At 66.9% G+C, this 14,466-nt stretch carries 16 protein-coding genes; 12 read left to right on the forward strand and 4 right to left on the reverse strand.

Translation table 11 applies throughout. The features are described 5' to 3' along the window. Positions 1-150: 150 nt before the first annotated feature. From M2361_RS08825 to M2361_RS08850, 6 genes are all read left to right on the forward strand, one after another. Positions 151-1,629: an efflux transporter outer membrane subunit gene (locus M2361_RS08825; RefSeq protein ID WP_259248069.1), complete on the forward strand. Its 1,479-nt coding sequence runs from the start codon at positions 151-153 to the stop codon at positions 1,627-1,629. A 210-nt stretch (positions 1,630-1,839) separates the two neighbouring features. Further along, on the forward strand, positions 1,840-2,571 hold the full coding sequence (locus tag M2361_RS08830) for a DNA-binding response regulator (RefSeq protein ID WP_259248071.1): 732 nt from the start codon (positions 1,840-1,842) through the stop codon (positions 2,569-2,571). A gap of 115 nt (positions 2,572-2,686) precedes the next feature. After that, complete coding sequence (locus tag M2361_RS08835; protein ID WP_259248072.1) at positions 2,687-3,169, forward strand: YbaK/prolyl-tRNA synthetase associated domain-containing protein; 483 nt, start codon at positions 2,687-2,689, stop codon at positions 3,167-3,169. 28 nt (positions 3,170-3,197) lie between these two features. Beyond that, positions 3,198-5,204: an FUSC family protein gene (locus M2361_RS08840; RefSeq protein ID WP_259248074.1), complete on the forward strand. Its 2,007-nt coding sequence runs from the start codon at positions 3,198-3,200 to the stop codon at positions 5,202-5,204. A gap of 3 nt (positions 5,205-5,207) precedes the next feature. Beyond that, a complete protein-coding gene (locus M2361_RS08845; protein WP_259248076.1) occupies positions 5,208-5,978 on the forward strand; it encodes an NRDE family protein in 771 nt (256 codons plus the stop codon). A gap of 152 nt (positions 5,979-6,130) precedes the next feature. After that, entirely contained in the window at positions 6,131-6,565 is a 435-nt protein-coding gene (locus tag M2361_RS08850; protein WP_259248079.1) for a carboxypeptidase-like regulatory domain-containing protein, read from the forward strand. Between the two features lie 61 nt (positions 6,566-6,626). Here the strand turns inward: M2361_RS08850 and M2361_RS08855 are convergent, their stop codons facing one another. Next, positions 6,627-7,001, reverse strand: a complete 375-nt coding sequence (locus M2361_RS08855) for an MAPEG family protein (RefSeq protein ID WP_100855978.1) — start codon at positions 6,999-7,001, stop codon at positions 6,627-6,629. A gap of 165 nt (positions 7,002-7,166) precedes the next feature. On the opposite strand from M2361_RS08855, the gene M2361_RS08860 reads away from it, so the two are divergent. After that, complete coding sequence (locus M2361_RS08860) at positions 7,167-8,015, forward strand: CPBP family intramembrane glutamic endopeptidase (protein ID WP_259248088.1); 849 nt, start codon at positions 7,167-7,169, stop codon at positions 8,013-8,015. A gap of 52 nt (positions 8,016-8,067) precedes the next feature. On the opposite strand, the gene M2361_RS08865 is transcribed toward M2361_RS08860, so the two are convergent. The 3 genes from M2361_RS08865 to arfB all read right to left on the reverse strand — a co-directional run bounded on the left by M2361_RS08865 (position 8,068) and on the right by arfB (position 10,057). Then, positions 8,068-9,120, reverse strand: a complete 1,053-nt coding sequence (locus tag M2361_RS08865) for an alkene reductase (RefSeq protein ID WP_259248089.1) — start codon at positions 9,118-9,120, stop codon at positions 8,068-8,070. Between the two features lie 85 nt (positions 9,121-9,205). Beyond that, positions 9,206-9,559, reverse strand: a complete 354-nt coding sequence (locus tag M2361_RS08870; RefSeq protein ID WP_259248091.1) for a helix-turn-helix transcriptional regulator — start codon at positions 9,557-9,559, stop codon at positions 9,206-9,208. Between the two features lie 81 nt (positions 9,560-9,640). Continuing rightward, entirely contained in the window at positions 9,641-10,057 is a 417-nt protein-coding gene (gene arfB / locus M2361_RS08875; protein ID WP_100855982.1) for an alternative ribosome rescue aminoacyl-tRNA hydrolase ArfB, read from the reverse strand. Between the two features lie 76 nt (positions 10,058-10,133). Here arfB and queE point away from each other — a divergent pair, with 76 nt between their 5' ends. The 5 genes from queE to M2361_RS08900 all read left to right on the forward strand — a co-directional run bounded on the left by queE (position 10,134) and on the right by M2361_RS08900 (position 14,466). Next, positions 10,134-10,766 carry a 7-carboxy-7-deazaguanine synthase gene (gene queE, locus M2361_RS08880; protein ID WP_050446994.1) on the forward strand — a complete coding sequence of 211 codons (633 nt, stop codon included), beginning with the start codon at positions 10,134-10,136 and terminating at the stop codon, positions 10,764-10,766. Positions 10,767-10,794: 28 nt separating this feature from the next. Further along, positions 10,795-11,238 carry a 6-carboxytetrahydropterin synthase QueD gene (queD, locus tag M2361_RS08885; RefSeq protein ID WP_259248095.1) on the forward strand — a complete coding sequence of 148 codons (444 nt, stop codon included), beginning with the start codon at positions 10,795-10,797 and terminating at the stop codon, positions 11,236-11,238. A 473-nt stretch (positions 11,239-11,711) separates the two neighbouring features. Beyond that, positions 11,712-12,197, forward strand: a complete 486-nt coding sequence (locus M2361_RS08890) for a MarR family winged helix-turn-helix transcriptional regulator (protein WP_259248099.1) — start codon at positions 11,712-11,714, stop codon at positions 12,195-12,197. After that, positions 12,194-14,257: an FUSC family protein gene (locus M2361_RS08895; protein WP_259248100.1), complete on the forward strand. Its 2,064-nt coding sequence runs from the start codon at positions 12,194-12,196 to the stop codon at positions 14,255-14,257. The genes M2361_RS08890 and M2361_RS08895 overlap by 4 nt, the downstream gene beginning before the upstream one ends. Beyond that, the gene (locus M2361_RS08900) at positions 14,254-14,466 is read left to right on the forward strand and encodes a DUF1656 domain-containing protein (protein ID WP_006219803.1); all 213 of its coding nucleotides are present in this window, start codon (positions 14,254-14,256) and stop codon (positions 14,464-14,466) included. Before M2361_RS08895 ends, M2361_RS08900 begins: the two co-directional genes overlap by 4 nt.

Genomic DNA, 14,466 nt, shown 5'->3' on the forward strand with positions numbered 1-14,466 from the left:
TGCGCCGCCTTTGTCCGCCTGGCCTTTGTCCGCCTGGCCTTGGCCCGATCTGCCGCGCCGCGCCGCTGCGTCGGGCGCCGTTGCGTCGGGCGCCGTTGCGTCGGGCGCCGTTGCGTCGGGCACCGGGGCGTCGGGCGCCGCTGCGTCGCAATGCTGGTGGCGATCGGGCTGCCCGTCTTATTCTCGGGTTGCGCCGTCGGGCCAGACTTCAAGACACCCGCAGCGCCAGACGCCACGTCCTACACGGCGCACGACGATGCCGCCACGCCCCCAGGCGCGCAGCGCTTGCAAGCAGGCGTCGACATTCCCGCGCAATGGTGGCGGCTGTTCCAGTCCGACGCGCTGGACCAACTGGTGCGCCAGGCGCTTGAAGCCAGCCCCACGCTGGCCCAGGCGCGCGCCAAGCTGCGCCAGGCCAGTGCAGACCTGGACGCCGAAACCGGCGGCCGCCTGTTGCCGTCGGTGGACGCCGATCTGTCCGCCAAGCGGCAGAAGGTGGACCCTTCCGCCTACGGCGTGCCGGTGGCGGAATTGCCGCCGCCTTTCACGCTCTACAACGCCTCGATCAATGTGTCCTACACGCTGGACGTGTTCGGCGGCAACCGACGGGCGCTGGAAGGCATGGCGGCGCAGGTGGATTACCAGGCGCACGAATTGCAGGCCGCGCGCATGTCGCTGGCCGCCAATGTGGTGACGGCCGCCATCCGCCAGGCCGACCTGTCCGAGCGGTTGGCGGCCACCCGCGACCTGCTGGCCGCGCAAGTGCGCCAGCAAGACATCATGCGGCAGCGCGTGGCGGCGGGCGGCGTCGCAGAAGCCGACCTGAGCAACCAGGAACTGCTGGTGGCCCAAACCCGCGCCACGCTGCCGCCGCTGGAAAAGCAGTTATCGCAAACCACGCATCAGTTGGCGGTGTACCTGGGCTTGCCGCCCGCCGCGCTGCGCACGCCGCCCCTGCGCCTGGCCGACCTGAGCCTGCCCGCCGACATTCCCACCGGCGTGCCGTCCGCGCTGACACGCCAGCGCCCGGACATCCTGGCCGCCGAGGCGCTGTGGCATCAGGCGTCGGCCGACGTGGGCGTGGCCGCCGCCAACCAGTACCCGCAGTTCACGCTGACGGCCAGCTTTGGCTCGCAGCGCACGCGCGCGGGCGACTTGTCCGACGGCGTGAACGTCTGGAGCTTGGGGCTGGGGCTGGTGCAACCGCTGTTTCGCGGGGGTGAACTGCGAGCGCGCAAGCGTTCCGCCGAAGCGGCCTACGAAGCGGCCGCCGCCGCCTACCAGCAAACGGTGCTGGACGGGTTCCGCCAGGTTGCCGACGCCCTGCGCGCGGTGCAGACCGATGCCGACAGCTACGCCGCCTATGACGACGCCTGGCGCCGCGCGACGGACGCCGAGCGCATCGCGCAAGGCCGCTTCCAGGCAGGCGGCATCAGCCACCAAAGCCTGCTGGACAGCCAGCGCCAGTTACTGCAAACGCGGATCGCGCGCACCGAGGCGGATGCGGCCCGCTACGCCGACACCGCGGCACTGTTGCAAGCCTTGGGCGGCGGTTGGTGGAACGAGCCCGCCGCCACGCCGGCCACGGTCCCACCAACCGTGTCGGCACCCGTCGCGGCAAGGCGCTAGCCGACCCTGCGCGTTCAACCGCGTGTCAGGGTTGTGACGGCTTGCCTTGATTCAAACATTGTTCGATAACCCGCCCATGTTTCACGGTGATAGGCCGCCTGCGATCATGTCTGAGAATTCGGGTACGAAAGTGTCGTTGAGCGGGGTAAGGGAAGCCGCCGTTTCGTAGGATCATGCAAGGGCTCAAGCTGCACAGATCACTACGATTTCATGAATGACCTACTAGACCTGATCGTCTTCTCTCCCGATCCCGACCAACGCGTGCGCCGCAGCGACGCACTGGCCGAGATGGGATTCTCGCCACGCCGGTGCGAGGACTCCAATGGCCTGTTCCGCCTGTTCCAGGCGCGCCGCACGCCATTGCTAGTGATGGAGGCCGACCTTACCGATCTCTGCATGGCCGTCGCAGGTCTGCGCGCCATGGACACGACGGCGGGCATCATCGCCGTGTCCAACTTTGATTCGCCCGAAAACCGCATTCTTGGCCTGCATTGCGGCGCCGACGCCTGCTTTCAGCATGACGTGGCCACCGCGGAAATCGCCGCCGCATTGCAAGCGCTGGTGCGCCGCGTACCAGCAACGGGCCGCCGCCCCCCCGCGATGCCCGAGGCCGATTTGCGGGCCAGCGCCGTGCCGCTGGCAGCAGAAGCCGCGGGCAAATGGCAATTCCACGACGCCGCCTGGACGCTGGTCAGCCCGCAAGGCACCCGCGTGTCGCTCACCCTGGCGGAACGCGAATTCCTGCTGAAGCTGACCACGTCGACCGACAAGCGCCTGCCGCGCGGCGATGCCTCCGGCGCCGATGCGCAGGCCGGCCGTGAATCCGTCCGACGCACCGATGTCGTGGTCAGCCGCCTGCGGCGCAAGGCACAGGACCTGAACGTGGAACTGCCGATCCGCACCGTGTGGGGTTGGGGCTACGCCTTCACGGGCGAGATCTGACGGCGGCCGGCGGGCGTATCATGCGTAGCGGGGCCGACGTACGACATCCGATACGCCACGTCCGGCACCCGTTGTTCGCCTCCCCCTTCTTGGTTTCTACGCTGCCGCCACCGATATGGAAGTCTTCGAACGCCTGCAAGCGCTGCTTGCCCAGCACCACGCGCGTCACCGCCTGATCAACCACCCCGCCGCCGGCCGTTCGGTGGAAGTGGCTGCCATTCGGGGCACCGAAGTCAGCCAGGGCGCCAAGGCGCTGGTCTGCCGCGTGAAGATCTCATCGAACGTGCGCAAAAACGTGCTGGCCGTTTTCCCCGCTGACAAACAGGCCGACCTGGACGCCATTGCGCGCGCCGCGGGCGGCAAGAAGGCGTCGCTGGCCTCGCAGGAACTGGCGCGCGAACTCACCGGCTGCGAAATTGGCGCCATCCCGCCGTTTTCCTTCAACCCGGATCTGCATCTGCTGGTGGACCCCAGCCTGCGCACGCGCCACGATGAAATCGTGTTCAACGCCGGACGGCTGGACGCGTCCATCCTGCTGAACACGGAAGACTACTTCCGGCTGGCGGCGCCCGCAGAAGCGCCGCTGATCAAGGCCTGACCCCACCCGTCCGACGCGCCCAATCACCATGAAGCCCGCCGTGTTCCGCTCCAAGATTGCACGCGGCGCCAACATGCGCTGGCTGATGAACCTGGCGCACATGGAGCCGTCACCCGTCAGCCGTTGGGTGGCGCTGCGGGCGGCGCTGGCCATCGGCCTGCCGACGGCCGTGGGCCTGGCGCTTGAGCAAAGCGGGCCCGCCGCGCTGGTCGCCCTGGGCGCGCTGCCCGCCATCACCGGCGACAACGGCGGCCCTTACCGCAACCGGGCGCTGTCCATCGGCTGCACCGTGTTCGGCGGCGCGCTGGGCTATTTGCTGGGCAACCTGGTGGCCGGACACGGGCTGTGGACGGCGGCCGCGATGACGGTGCTGGTGCTCGTCGCCAGCCTGGTGGGCACCTTCAACAACATCGCGGCGGTCGCTACGTTGCAATTCGCGGTGTACGTCATCGTGGGCTCCAGCCTGACGTCCACCCTGCCGCCCTGGCTGCCATCGGTGCTGGTCGGCATGGGCGGGCTGTTCGGCCTGGCGCTGACCCTGGTGGGCTGGGTGGTCCACCCGATTGCCCCCGAACGCGCCGCCGTCGCGCTGGTCTACCGCAAGCTGGCCGCCCTGCTCGCCGCCATCGGCACCTCGCGCACCATGGTGGCCCGGCGCGACATGGAAGGGGCAATGACCACCGCCTACGACACGGTGTTGGCGGCCCGTGGCCGCGCGGCCGGGCCGTCGCCACGCCTGGCCCGCCTGGTGGCGCAACTCCAGGCCTGCACGCCGCTGGCCAATACCGCGCTGACGCTGGCCCGCGCCGGCCGTGTTCTGCCGCCGGCCTGCGCGCGCGTCATGAACCATCTGGCCGACCGTGTGGAACACGATCAAACCCCCGCCCCCGGCGACGACATCGCGGCCCTGCGCCAAGCCGGCATGCCGGAACTGGCGGATGCCCTGGCGCAAGCCGAACCCTTGCTGACGGGCGCCAAGACGCCCGACGCCGACCCCGCAGCCTTGCTTGCGCCGGTGCCTCCGCGCACGCCCTGGCGGGTGCTTGCACGCACCTACCGACCCGGTCCGACCACCGTGCGCTACCTGATTCGGCTGGGGCTATGCCTGGTCGCCGCCGAAGCCGTGGCGCTGGCCGCGTCACTGCCGCGTTCGTACTGGGTGCCCTTGATTGTGGTGGTGATCTTCAAGCCGAACTTCGGCTCGGTATTTGCGCGGGCGCTGCAAAGCTGCGGCGGCAGCGTGGTGGGTGTGGCCATCAGCGCCACCGTGCTGGCGGTGGACCAGAACGGCATTGCCAGCGTGTTGACGGTGGCGGCGCTGGCGGCCTTGCTGCCCTGGTCAATCCGACGCAACTACGGGCTGTTTTCCGCCATTCTGGTGCCTATCCTGATGCTGCTGATCGGGGCCTTGCAGCCCGGTACCTGGGCCATCGCGCTGGCGCGCCTGCTTGATGTGGGCGTGGCGGCCGGCATCGTGCTGCTGGTGGGTTATCTGCCGTGGATCCGTATAGAGCGCAACAACCTGGACCACGCCGTCGCCACCGCGATGGACACGCTGGCCGCTTACGTCAACACCGTGTTCCAGGCTGACCCCGCCAAGCGCCACGCCCTGCGCGCCCGCGCCTATGCGAGCCTGTCGGACTTGCGCATTGCGCTACAGCGCGGCCTGTCCGAGCCGCGTTTGGTCAGCCGCCGCGCGCTGGCCTGGTGGCCGGTGGAAGTGGCGCTGGAGCGTGTGGCCAACGCCGTGTCGGACACGGCCTGGTCGCTGCCTGCCGACCAGCCCACGCCCAGCGCCGCCGAGGTCGGGCAACTGGCGCATGCCTTGCACGCCTTGAGCGTCGCAGTGGCGGAAGGCGCGGCGCCGCCTGTCGCGGCCATCGCCGCCCCCTCCCCGGCGCTGGCCGACGTGGCCGCCGAAATCGAGAACTTGCGCGCTGTGCTGGCCGGTCCGGAATTTGCCGCCGCGCCCCTCGCCGCCTTGCCCAAGCGCCGCTCCACCCATCCCCTTACCCCTCCATCCAACCAGGTCTGAACCATGTGTCTTGCCGTATTGGCCCTGCACGCCTTGCCGGGCATTCCCGTCCTGATCGCCGCCAACCGCGACGAATTCCACGCGCGCCCCACGCTTCCGGCCGCGCAATGGGCCGATGCGCCCGGCCTGTACGCGGGGCGCGACGGGCTTGCCGGCGGCACCTGGATGGGTGTGACGGCGCAAGGACGCTTTGCGCTGGTCACCAACTTCCGCGAACCGGGCCGGTATCTGGCCCCCGCCCCGTCGCGCGGCGCGCTGGTTGAGGACTACCTGCGCGGCAACGACTCGCCGCAGGCGTACCTGGCCCGCACGCATGAATCGGATCAGGCGTACAACGGCTTCAACCTGATCGTGGGCGACACCCGCCAGGCCTGGTACCTGAGCAACCGCGACGGCCCGCCGCGCCCGCTTGCGCCCGGCATCTATGCCCTGTCGAACCATTTGCTGGACACGCCCTGGCCCAAGCTGGCCCGCACCAAGACGGCGTTCACCGAGGTGCTGGGCCGAACGCCGCAACCCGACCTGCCCGCCTTGTTCGAGGCGCTGGCGGACCGGCAGACCGCCACGGACGAGGACATGCCCGCCACCGGCCTGCCCCCCGACCGCGAAAGGCTGTTGAGCAGCCCGTTCATCGTCAGCCCCGACTACGGCACCCGCGCCTCCAGCGTGCTGGTGCTGCGCGAGGGTGGCGCGGGCCAATTGGACGAACGGCGCTTTGCACCCGACGGCACGGTCAGCGGTGAAAGCCGGCTGGCATTTTCCTGGCAAGCGTGAAAGCGCGGCGATATGCTGGGTGACGCGACGGGCAGAAAGGCAGCGGCAGAATCACGGCTACGGAAACAAACGGTTGAGCTCCGAGACGCACTGCCGCGAACTCCGTGCCGTCGCCCGGGTCGAAGCTCAATCATCCACGTCTGGAGAATCAGATGAACAAACGCATTGAACGCTGCACCCTGTCCGCCATGATGGCCTTGGGCAGCATGGCCATCGCCGGCGTGCTGTCCACCGCGCAAGCGGCGTTGCCGCCGGTCAAGCACCAGGGCTCGGTGCAATACGTCAGCGGCGGCATCGGCATCGATGAATCCGAAGCCATGAAAGCCGCCGCGAAAGACTATCCGCTGGCGCTGACTTTCGCGGCACAGCGCGACGGCAAGGCCGACTATGTGGCCAGCGTCGCCGTCACCATCCTCGACGCACAAGGCAAGGAGGTCTTGAAGGCGACCTCCGAAGGCCCTTACATGCTGGTCAAGCTGCCTGCGGGCAGCTACAAGATTTCAGCAACGTTTGAGGGCAAGACACAGGAACGCGCGATAACCGTGCAAGGCACGGGCACCGCGCGCGCCGTTTTTGAATGGAAGTGACGCTGGGGCTTGAGCTCCAGCGGTTGATATCCAGGGGCTTGATTCCAGGGGTTTGTTTCCCTTAGACCCCGGAAAACAGGATGGCGATCACGAAGCCCACGCTGATCGCCCAGACCAGCGATCGCAACGCGCCCCAGCCCGCCACGTACATGGCCAGATAGCCCAGCCGCACGCCTATCCAGCAGGCCATCAGCGTGGCCACATGGGCGGGCGGCGCCTGCGTGTACAGCGCAAACAGCACCGCCGCGAAGAAGAACGGCAGCGCTTCAAAGGCATTGATCTGCGCCGCGTTGGCGCGCGCGCGCCAGCCTTCCTGGCGGGCAAGCCATGCGCGAGGGTCGTTGTTGTCGAACTTGTTGCCCCCCGCCTTGGCGATGATTGTCGATACCAAGGGCAGCAACGCCGCTGCCAACATCAACCACGCGATCATTTTCATACTGGCTCCTGAAGCGCCGCCCAAAGCTGGGCCGGATAGGGTGACGGGCGTTTGGCCGCCGCTGCGGCATGGTCGCCTGAAAGCGTCGAAATGAAAAGCCTGGAACGTGGGTAGAGCGGGCATGCGCGCTTACACTTTGCGCTTTGCTTTCCGCCCGCCTGCTTCATGACCTTGCTAAGCCCCTGGCCCGCCCTGTTCCTTGCCGCCGCCCTGCTTTGGCCGCCCGCCACTCGGCGCTGGGCGCTGGCGCCGTTGGCGGTCGCATGGGGGTGGGCTTGGGCTGACGGCATCATTGATCCCGTGGCATTCGCCGCGCCGGCGCTGCTGGTCGTGGCGGCGACCTCGGTGCGGCCAGGATCGGGCGACGCGGCGCGCGTGGCCGGCCACGTCTTGTTCCTGCTGATGGCTGGCGCGCTCTTCCTGCATCTGGCGCCGGGCTTTCACAACCCGCTGGTGATTGCGCCCGCTGCGCTGACGGCGGACGCGGTGGCGTTTGGCATGTATCTGAACCTGGACAAGCCCTTGGTTGCCTTCTGGGTGGTCCTGGCCTTGGCGCCGCCCATGGCGGGCGCCGACCTGCGCCGCACCTTGTTGGCGGCCGTGCTGGCTTGTGGCGCGGCGGTGCTGGCCTGCCTGGGTATTGCGCTGGCGATGGGTGTGGTGGGCTGGGCGCCCAAGTGGCCGGACTCGGGCTGGATCTGGCTCATCAACAATGCGTTGCTGGTCACGCTGGCCGAGGAAGCGTTGTTTCGCGGCTATGTGCAGCAGCAGTTGGCCGCGCGCTGGCGGCATCATGCCTGGGGCGCGTGGGCCGCGCTGGGCGTGGCCGCCATCCTGTTCGGGCTGGCGCATTTCGCGGGCGGCTGGCAATGGATGCTGCTGGCCACCATCGCCGGCGCCGCCTATGGCGTGGCCTACCGCCATGGCGGACTGGCGGCGGCGGTGCTGGCGCATTTGGGACTGAACGCCGCGCACTTCGGTTTGTTCACCTACCCGATGCGCGCGGTGTTCTAGGGCTGTGTTCTAGTGCCCTGCCCCGGTGCCGTGCTCCCGCACGGCGGGCGGCTTACGCCAGCGCCGGATAATCCGTGTACCCGAGCGCGCCCTGCGCGTAGAACGTGGACGGCACCGGCGTGTTCAGCTCGGCGTTCAATTCAAACCGGCGTTCCAGGTCGGGGTTGGCAATGTATGGCACGCCAAACGCCACGGCGTCGGCGCGGCCGGCGTTGATAGCGGCTTCGGCGGATTCGCGCGTGTAGCCCTCGTTGGCGATGTAGACGCCGCCAAAGGCCGCCTTCAGGCGCGGGCCCAGGCTGTCTTCGGCTTCATGTTCGCGCACGCAAATAAACGCGATGCCGCGCTTGCCGAGTTCGCTGGCCACGTACAAGAAGGTGGTGGCCAGATCGGAATCGCCCATGGTGTGGATATCGCCGCGCGGCGACAGGTGCACGCCCACGCGGTCGGCGCCCCAGACGGCCACGCACGCATCCACCACTTCCAGCAGCAGGCGGGCGCGGTTTTCCAGCGATCCGCCGTATTGGTCGGTGCGCTGGTTGGTGCTGTCTTGCAGGAACTGGTCCAGCAGGTAGCCGTTGGCGGCGTGCACTTCAACGCCGTCGAAACCCGCTTCCATGGCCATTTGCGCGCCATGGCGGTAGGCCTCGACCACGCCGGGCAGCTCGGCCGTTTCCAGCGCGCGCGGGGTGACGTAGGCGCGCTTGGGGCGTACATGGCTGACATGGCCGCCGGCCGCGATGGCGCTGGGCGCAACGGGCAGTTCGCCGTTCAGGAAGATGGGGTCGGAAATGCGGCCCACGTGCCAAAGCTGGGCAGCGATCAAGCCGCCTTTTTCGTGCACGGCCGCCGTCACTTTGCGCCAGCCCTTCACTTGTTCGGTGGACCACAGCCCGGGGGTGTCGGCGTAGCCCACGCCTTGCGGGGTCACGGCGGTGGCTTCGGTCAAGATCAGACCCGCGCCGGCGCGCTGGGTGTAGTACTCGACCATCAAGTCGTTGGGCACGCGGCCTTCGCTGGCGCGCTGGCGCGTCAAGGGGGCCATGACGAGGCGGTTGCGCAGCGTCAGCGCGCCAACGCGCAGGGGTTCAAACAGGGTGCTCATGCAAAGTCCTTCCGCCCCGGGTCGATGGGGCGCGGTGCGCAGCGGCATACAGCGTGGCGTGGCTTGGCACACGCCTGCCGGCTGACTACATATCCTGGTTCAACTGCCGCAGGAACGCGGCAATCAAGGCTTCATTGCGACGAAAAAAGACCCACTGCCCCACCTTGGTCGACGTAATCAGGCCCGCGCGCTGCAAGACGGCCAGGTGCGAAGACACGGTCGACTGCGACAAGCCGCAGCGGTCATCGATGTGGCCCGCGCACACCCCATGTTCAAAGGAGTGGCCCGGGCGTTCCTCGAAATACGCATGCGGCGTCTTCAGCCACGCAAGGATGTCACGCCGCACCGGATTGGCCAGCGCCTTGATGATGGCGTCGGTATCAATTCCGGGTTCTGCGCCGGTCTGATCGGAGGACAAAGCGGAAGCGGAGCGAGTCATATTGGTATATCGCAATTTATCGAATCTTAAATCGAAAGTATTCGATATATGGTCATGCCCCTTTGGGCTACGGGGTTTTGCCTAGTCGCCTTGCACCCGGCCGCGCAGGCGCTTGACCTCGCCGTGCAGGACTTTGCGTTGCACGCGGCGGCGTTGGGAAGATCGTGTGGGCTTGGTGGCGCGGCGGGGTTTGTCGACCTGGATGGCGGCGCGCACCATCGCCACCAGCCGTTCAATGGCTTCGGCCCGGTTTTTTTCCTGGCTGCGAAACGACTGCGACTTGATGACGATAACGCCCTCTTTCGAGATGCGGTGATCGCTCAGCGCGCACACGGCGTCCTGCACTTCGGGCGGCAGGCGCGAGGCCCGCACGTCAAAGCGCAGATGGACGGCGCTGGACACCTTGTTGACGTTCTGGCCGCCCGCGCCCTGGGCGCGGATCATGCTGAACGTCAGGTCGCGTTCGTCGATATACAGGGAATCTTGGACATGAAACATAGGGCGGGAGTCTATACCAAGTAAAATAATCCGCTTTTGCCCGATTTTCGCGGCGCCTCCGGCCGCCAGCAACCTTATGACCTACTCCGCCAAAGAAATATTCAAGACCCTGCAAGGCGAAGGCGCCCACGCAGGCCGCGCGGCGGTATTTTGCCGGTTTGCGGGCTGTAACCTCTGGACCGGCCGCGAAAGCGACCGCGCCAGCGCCGCCTGCACGTTCTGCGACACCGACTTCATCGGCACCGATGGCGAAGGCGGCGGCAAGTTCGCCACGGCCGACCTCTTGGCCGACACCATCGCCACCACCTGGGGACCGGGCACGCAAGACCGCTATGTGGTCTTCACGGGCGGCGAACCCCTGCTGCAACTGGACGCGGCGCTGCTCACCGCCATCCATGCCCGCGGCTTCACCGTGGCCATCGAAACCAACGGCACCGTCAAGCCGCCCGCCGGCATCGACTGGATCTGCGTCAGCCCCAAGGGCACGGCGCCGCTGGTCATCGAACGCGGCGACGAGCTGAAGCTGGTCTACCCGCAGTTGAATGCGTTGCCCGAGACCTTCGCGCACCTGGATTTCGAGCACTTTTTCCTGCAACCCATGGACGGCCCCGCGCGCGTGGCCAATACCGAGCGTGCCGTTCAGTACTGTATGCAGCATCCGCAATGGCGGCTGAGTTTGCAGACCCACAAATACATAGGCATTCCATGATGACCCCCCACGCGCGGCGGACCGCGCGATGATTTCCGTTACCCGCAGGCTGGAATTCGACGCCGGCCACCGTATCCCCGATCACCGCAGCCAATGCCGCAACCTGCATGGCCACCGCTATGTGCTTGAAATCACCCTGACGGGTGACGTGGTGCAAGCCCCCGGCGAATCCGACAACGGCATGTTGATGGACTTTTCCGAGATCAAGCACATCGCCAAGACCCACATCGTGGACGTCTGGGACCATGCTTTCCTGGTGTACGAAGGCGACGCCGCCGTGCGCGGCTTTTTGGACACCCTGCCCGACCACAAGACCGTCGTGCTGGACCGCATTCCCACGGCGGAAAACCTGGCCAAGATCGTGTTCGACACGCTGGCCCCGCACTACCACGGCCACTACGGCGCCGACCTGCGCCTGTCCCGCGTGCGCCTGCATGAAACCCCGAATTGCTGGGCAGACTGCAACGGTTGAGGGTTGGCCGCGGGATGGGTCGCCGATAGATCGCCGATAGATCGCGGATGGATCGCCGGTGGATCGCCGGTGGATCGCCGACCATCGTAGGATGGGTGCAGCGCGCAAGAAAAGGCACAAGAACCCAATTGCCGTTCGCGCGAAACCCATCAATCAACGCCAAAACCCGAAACAATCCGGCCACATCCTGGCGGTGGTTCGATGGGTTACGCGCGCTCAACGGAGGGGTCCTTGCCACAGGTCTTGCGCGCTCCACCCATCCTACGAACGTTGCCGTTGACGGCAATATCACCGTCTTGGCATAGATGATTCCACCGTTCAATCACCGCCGTCCGATGGGTTCGCGCGATCGGTATTGGTGTTTTTTTCACCGGCCTGGCGCGCAGCACCCATCCTACCGATTAAAAATTCCTATCGTCCCATTCGACACATTCAATCATTAGTAAGCTAATAGATAGGATACAATCGATTTCATGCACACTCCTTCAGACTCCCAACTCATGGCAACCACCGCTCACCTGATGGTGCTGTCGCGCGCCTATCGCGGGGCGGCCGACAAGGCCTTGGCCGACTACGGTTTATCCCAAGCCACGGCCTGGCCGGTCATCTTGGCCGGACGCCTGGGCGACGGCGTGCGCCAAGGCGCGTTGGCCGAGGCGCTGGGCGTTGAAGGTCCGTCCCTGGTTCGCGTGCTGGACCAACTCGTCGCCGCCGGCCTGATGGAACGCCGCGAAGACGCGCATGATCGCCGCGCCAAAACACTGCACCTGACCGATGCCGGCCATGCGCTGCGCGCACAGGTTGAAGACGTGCTGGTGGAACTGCGCCGGCGCTTGTTCAGCGGCGTCAGCGAAACCGATCTGCAAGCCTGCCTGCGCGTGTTCGACGCCTTGAATGTGTCCTTGGGACGCGGCGCGGCCAGCGCGCAGCCACAGCAGCAACAGGACAACGCATCGTGAAATTGCCCAACGTCCGCGAAACCCTTTTTTCGCTCAAGAGCTACCTAAGCGCCATCATGGCGCTTTATCTGGCCTACAGCATGGGTTTGCCGCGTCCGTTCTGGGCGATGACCACCGCCTACGTCGTGGCGCAACCCTGGTCCGGCGCCGTGCGATCCAAAGCGCTGTACCGTCTGGTGGGCACCTTTGCCGGCTCGGCCGCCACCGTCTACCTGGTGCCGCGCCTGTCGAATTCGCCCGTCGTCATGACCGCCGCCATGGTGCTGTGGGTGGGCGCCTGCCTGTATATGTCGGTGCTGGACCGCACGCCGCGCTCCTACCTCTTCATGCTGGCGGGCTACACCGCCGCCATGATCGGCTTTCCCAGCGTGACCGACCCGTCGTTGGTCTTCGACACCGCGCTTGCCCGGGTTGAGGAAATCACCCTGGGCATCGTCTGCGCCACGCTGGTCCACAGCATTGTGCTGCCCCGGGGCCTGGCGCCCGCCTTGACGTTGCAACTGGATAAAGCCGTGCGCGACGCCCGCAACTGGATGCACGACACGCTTAGCGGCAAGACCGCCGAACAGCGCGACCGCGACCGCCGCGTGCTGGCCAACGACATCACCCAATTGCGGCTCTTGTCCACCCACGTGCCGTTCGACACCAGCAACCTGCGCTGGACGTCCGGCGCGGTGCGCGCCATGCAGGACCAGATTTCAGCATTGACGCCGGCGGTGTCGGCCGTGGAAGACCGCCTGCGGGCGCTTCAGGCCAATGACCAGCCGCTGCCCGAACCCGTGTCCGCGCTGCTGAACGATATTTCGGAATGGATCAATGCCGGCGCCCAGGCCTCGCACGACACCGCCGTGCAGCTACGCGCCGCCGTCTCGCGGCTGACCCCCGCCATCGACAGCCATTCCACCTGGCGCGACGCACTGTTGGCCAGCCTGATGACGCGGCTGCGCGAGCTGATCGACACGTATGACGAATGCCTGGCGCTGCGCCGCGAGATCCACGCCGGCCTGGCAGGCGCGCCACAACGGGCTTCGGCACACAAGGCCCACGCTGCCCGCGACCCCAACGCCGCGCTGCACCGCGACCATGGCATGGCGCTGCTGTCGGCGCTGGCCGCGGGCGTGGCCATTTCCGTGTGCTGCGCGTTCTGGATCGGCACGGCCTGGAGTAACGGCGCCACCGCCGCGTTGATGGCCGCCATCTTCAGTTGCTTCTTTGCGTCGCAAGACAATCCCGTGCCGGGCATCATGCAGTTCCTGACCTACACGGTGTATTCGATTCCGTTGTCGGCCCTGTATCTGCTGGGCATCATGCCGGCCATCCATTCCTTTGAAATGCTGGCCCTGGCGATGCTGCCCACCGCTTTCGTGCTGGGCATTTTCATTGCGCGGCCCGCCAGCACCGGCAAGGGCATGGCGATGCTGTTCGGCTTTCTGGGCACCATGGCGCTGCAAGACACCCACACCGCCGACGTCGTGTCCTTCATCGACACGCAGGTGGCCCAGTGCATGGGCGTGGCCACCGCCGCCATCATTGCCGCCGTGTTCCGCACCGTCAGCGCCGACTGGAGCGCCCGCCGCATCCAGGCCGCCAACTGGAAAGAACTGGCGACGCTGGCCGCCTCGTCGCGCGCCCCGTCGCGCCACACCTACACCGCCCGCATGCTGGACCGCATCGGCCTGTTGCAACCGCGCTTGGCGCTGGCCCAGCGACCCGACGACCTGGTGGCCGCCGACGCGCTGAAAGACCTGCGCGTGGGCCGCGACATTACCGAATTGCAGCGCGCCCGCCGTCATCTGCCGATGGCCGACGCCACGATCCAACCCGTGTTGAACAGCCTGGCGCAGTTCTTCCGCGCGCGCTCCGCGTGGCGCGTCGGAGAAAAAACGCCCGAGTTCCTGGCGCAGATCGACCGCGCGCTGTCCAGCGTGGCCGCCACGCCGCAAGGCCTGGCCGCCCGCGACCGCGCGGTGGTGGCGCTGGTGGGCATCCGCCGCGCTTTCTTTCCCGACGCCCCCGACTACCAACCCGCCCATCCCGCCATGGAGGGCCACGCATCATGATCGGTGAATTCAATCTGTACGGCATTTACTTCCCCTGGCTGCTGGTACTGGGCGTCGTGACGCTCGGCGTGGCCTGGGCATTGCGCCGCGTGCTGGCGCGCGTCGGCCTGTACCGCCTGGTGTGGCATCCCGCGCTGTTTGATCTGGCGCTGTTCGTGGTGCTGCTGTATGGCGTGTCCCTGATTTCCCCATATTTTTTACAGAGATAG

The organism is Achromobacter sp. JUb104 (assembly GCF_024806975.1).
GTDB lineage: Bacteria > Pseudomonadota > Gammaproteobacteria > Burkholderiales > Burkholderiaceae_B > Achromobacter > Achromobacter spanius.

What these genes read in the sequence shown, in the direction of transcription:
- queE (WP_050446994.1), top strand. Translation starts at nt 10,134, where the DNA reads ATGACCTACTCCGCCAAAGAAATATTCAAGACCCTGCAAGGCGAAGGC.
- M2361_RS08830 (WP_259248071.1), top strand. Translation starts at nt 1,840, where the DNA reads ATGAATGACCTACTAGACCTGATCGTCTTCTCTCCCGATCCCGACCAA.
- M2361_RS08840 (WP_259248074.1), top strand. Translation starts at nt 3,198, where the DNA reads ATGAAGCCCGCCGTGTTCCGCTCCAAGATTGCACGCGGCGCCAACATG.
- M2361_RS08845 (WP_259248076.1), top strand. Translation starts at nt 5,208, where the DNA reads ATGTGTCTTGCCGTATTGGCCCTGCACGCCTTGCCGGGCATTCCCGTC.
- M2361_RS08860 (WP_259248088.1), top strand. Translation starts at nt 7,167, where the DNA reads ATGACCTTGCTAAGCCCCTGGCCCGCCCTGTTCCTTGCCGCCGCCCTG.
- M2361_RS08850 (WP_259248079.1), top strand. Translation starts at nt 6,131, where the DNA reads ATGAACAAACGCATTGAACGCTGCACCCTGTCCGCCATGATGGCCTTG.
- M2361_RS08825 (WP_259248069.1), top strand. Translation starts at nt 151, where the DNA reads ATGCTGGTGGCGATCGGGCTGCCCGTCTTATTCTCGGGTTGCGCCGTC.
- M2361_RS08865 (WP_259248089.1), bottom strand. Translation starts at nt 9,120, where the DNA reads ATGAGCACCCTGTTTGAACCCCTGCGCGTTGGCGCGCTGACGCTGCGC.
- arfB (WP_100855982.1), bottom strand. Translation starts at nt 10,057, where the DNA reads ATGTTTCATGTCCAAGATTCCCTGTATATCGACGAACGCGACCTGACG.
- M2361_RS08870 (WP_259248091.1), bottom strand. Translation starts at nt 9,559, where the DNA reads ATGACTCGCTCCGCTTCCGCTTTGTCCTCCGATCAGACCGGCGCAGAA.
- M2361_RS08890 (WP_259248099.1), top strand. Translation starts at nt 11,712, where the DNA reads ATGCACACTCCTTCAGACTCCCAACTCATGGCAACCACCGCTCACCTG.
- M2361_RS08855 (WP_100855978.1), bottom strand. Translation starts at nt 7,001, where the DNA reads ATGAAAATGATCGCGTGGTTGATGTTGGCAGCGGCGTTGCTGCCCTTG.
- M2361_RS08900 (WP_006219803.1), top strand. Translation starts at nt 14,254, where the DNA reads ATGATCGGTGAATTCAATCTGTACGGCATTTACTTCCCCTGGCTGCTG.
- queD (WP_259248095.1), top strand. Translation starts at nt 10,795, where the DNA reads ATGATTTCCGTTACCCGCAGGCTGGAATTCGACGCCGGCCACCGTATC.
- M2361_RS08835 (WP_259248072.1), top strand. Translation starts at nt 2,687, where the DNA reads ATGGAAGTCTTCGAACGCCTGCAAGCGCTGCTTGCCCAGCACCACGCG.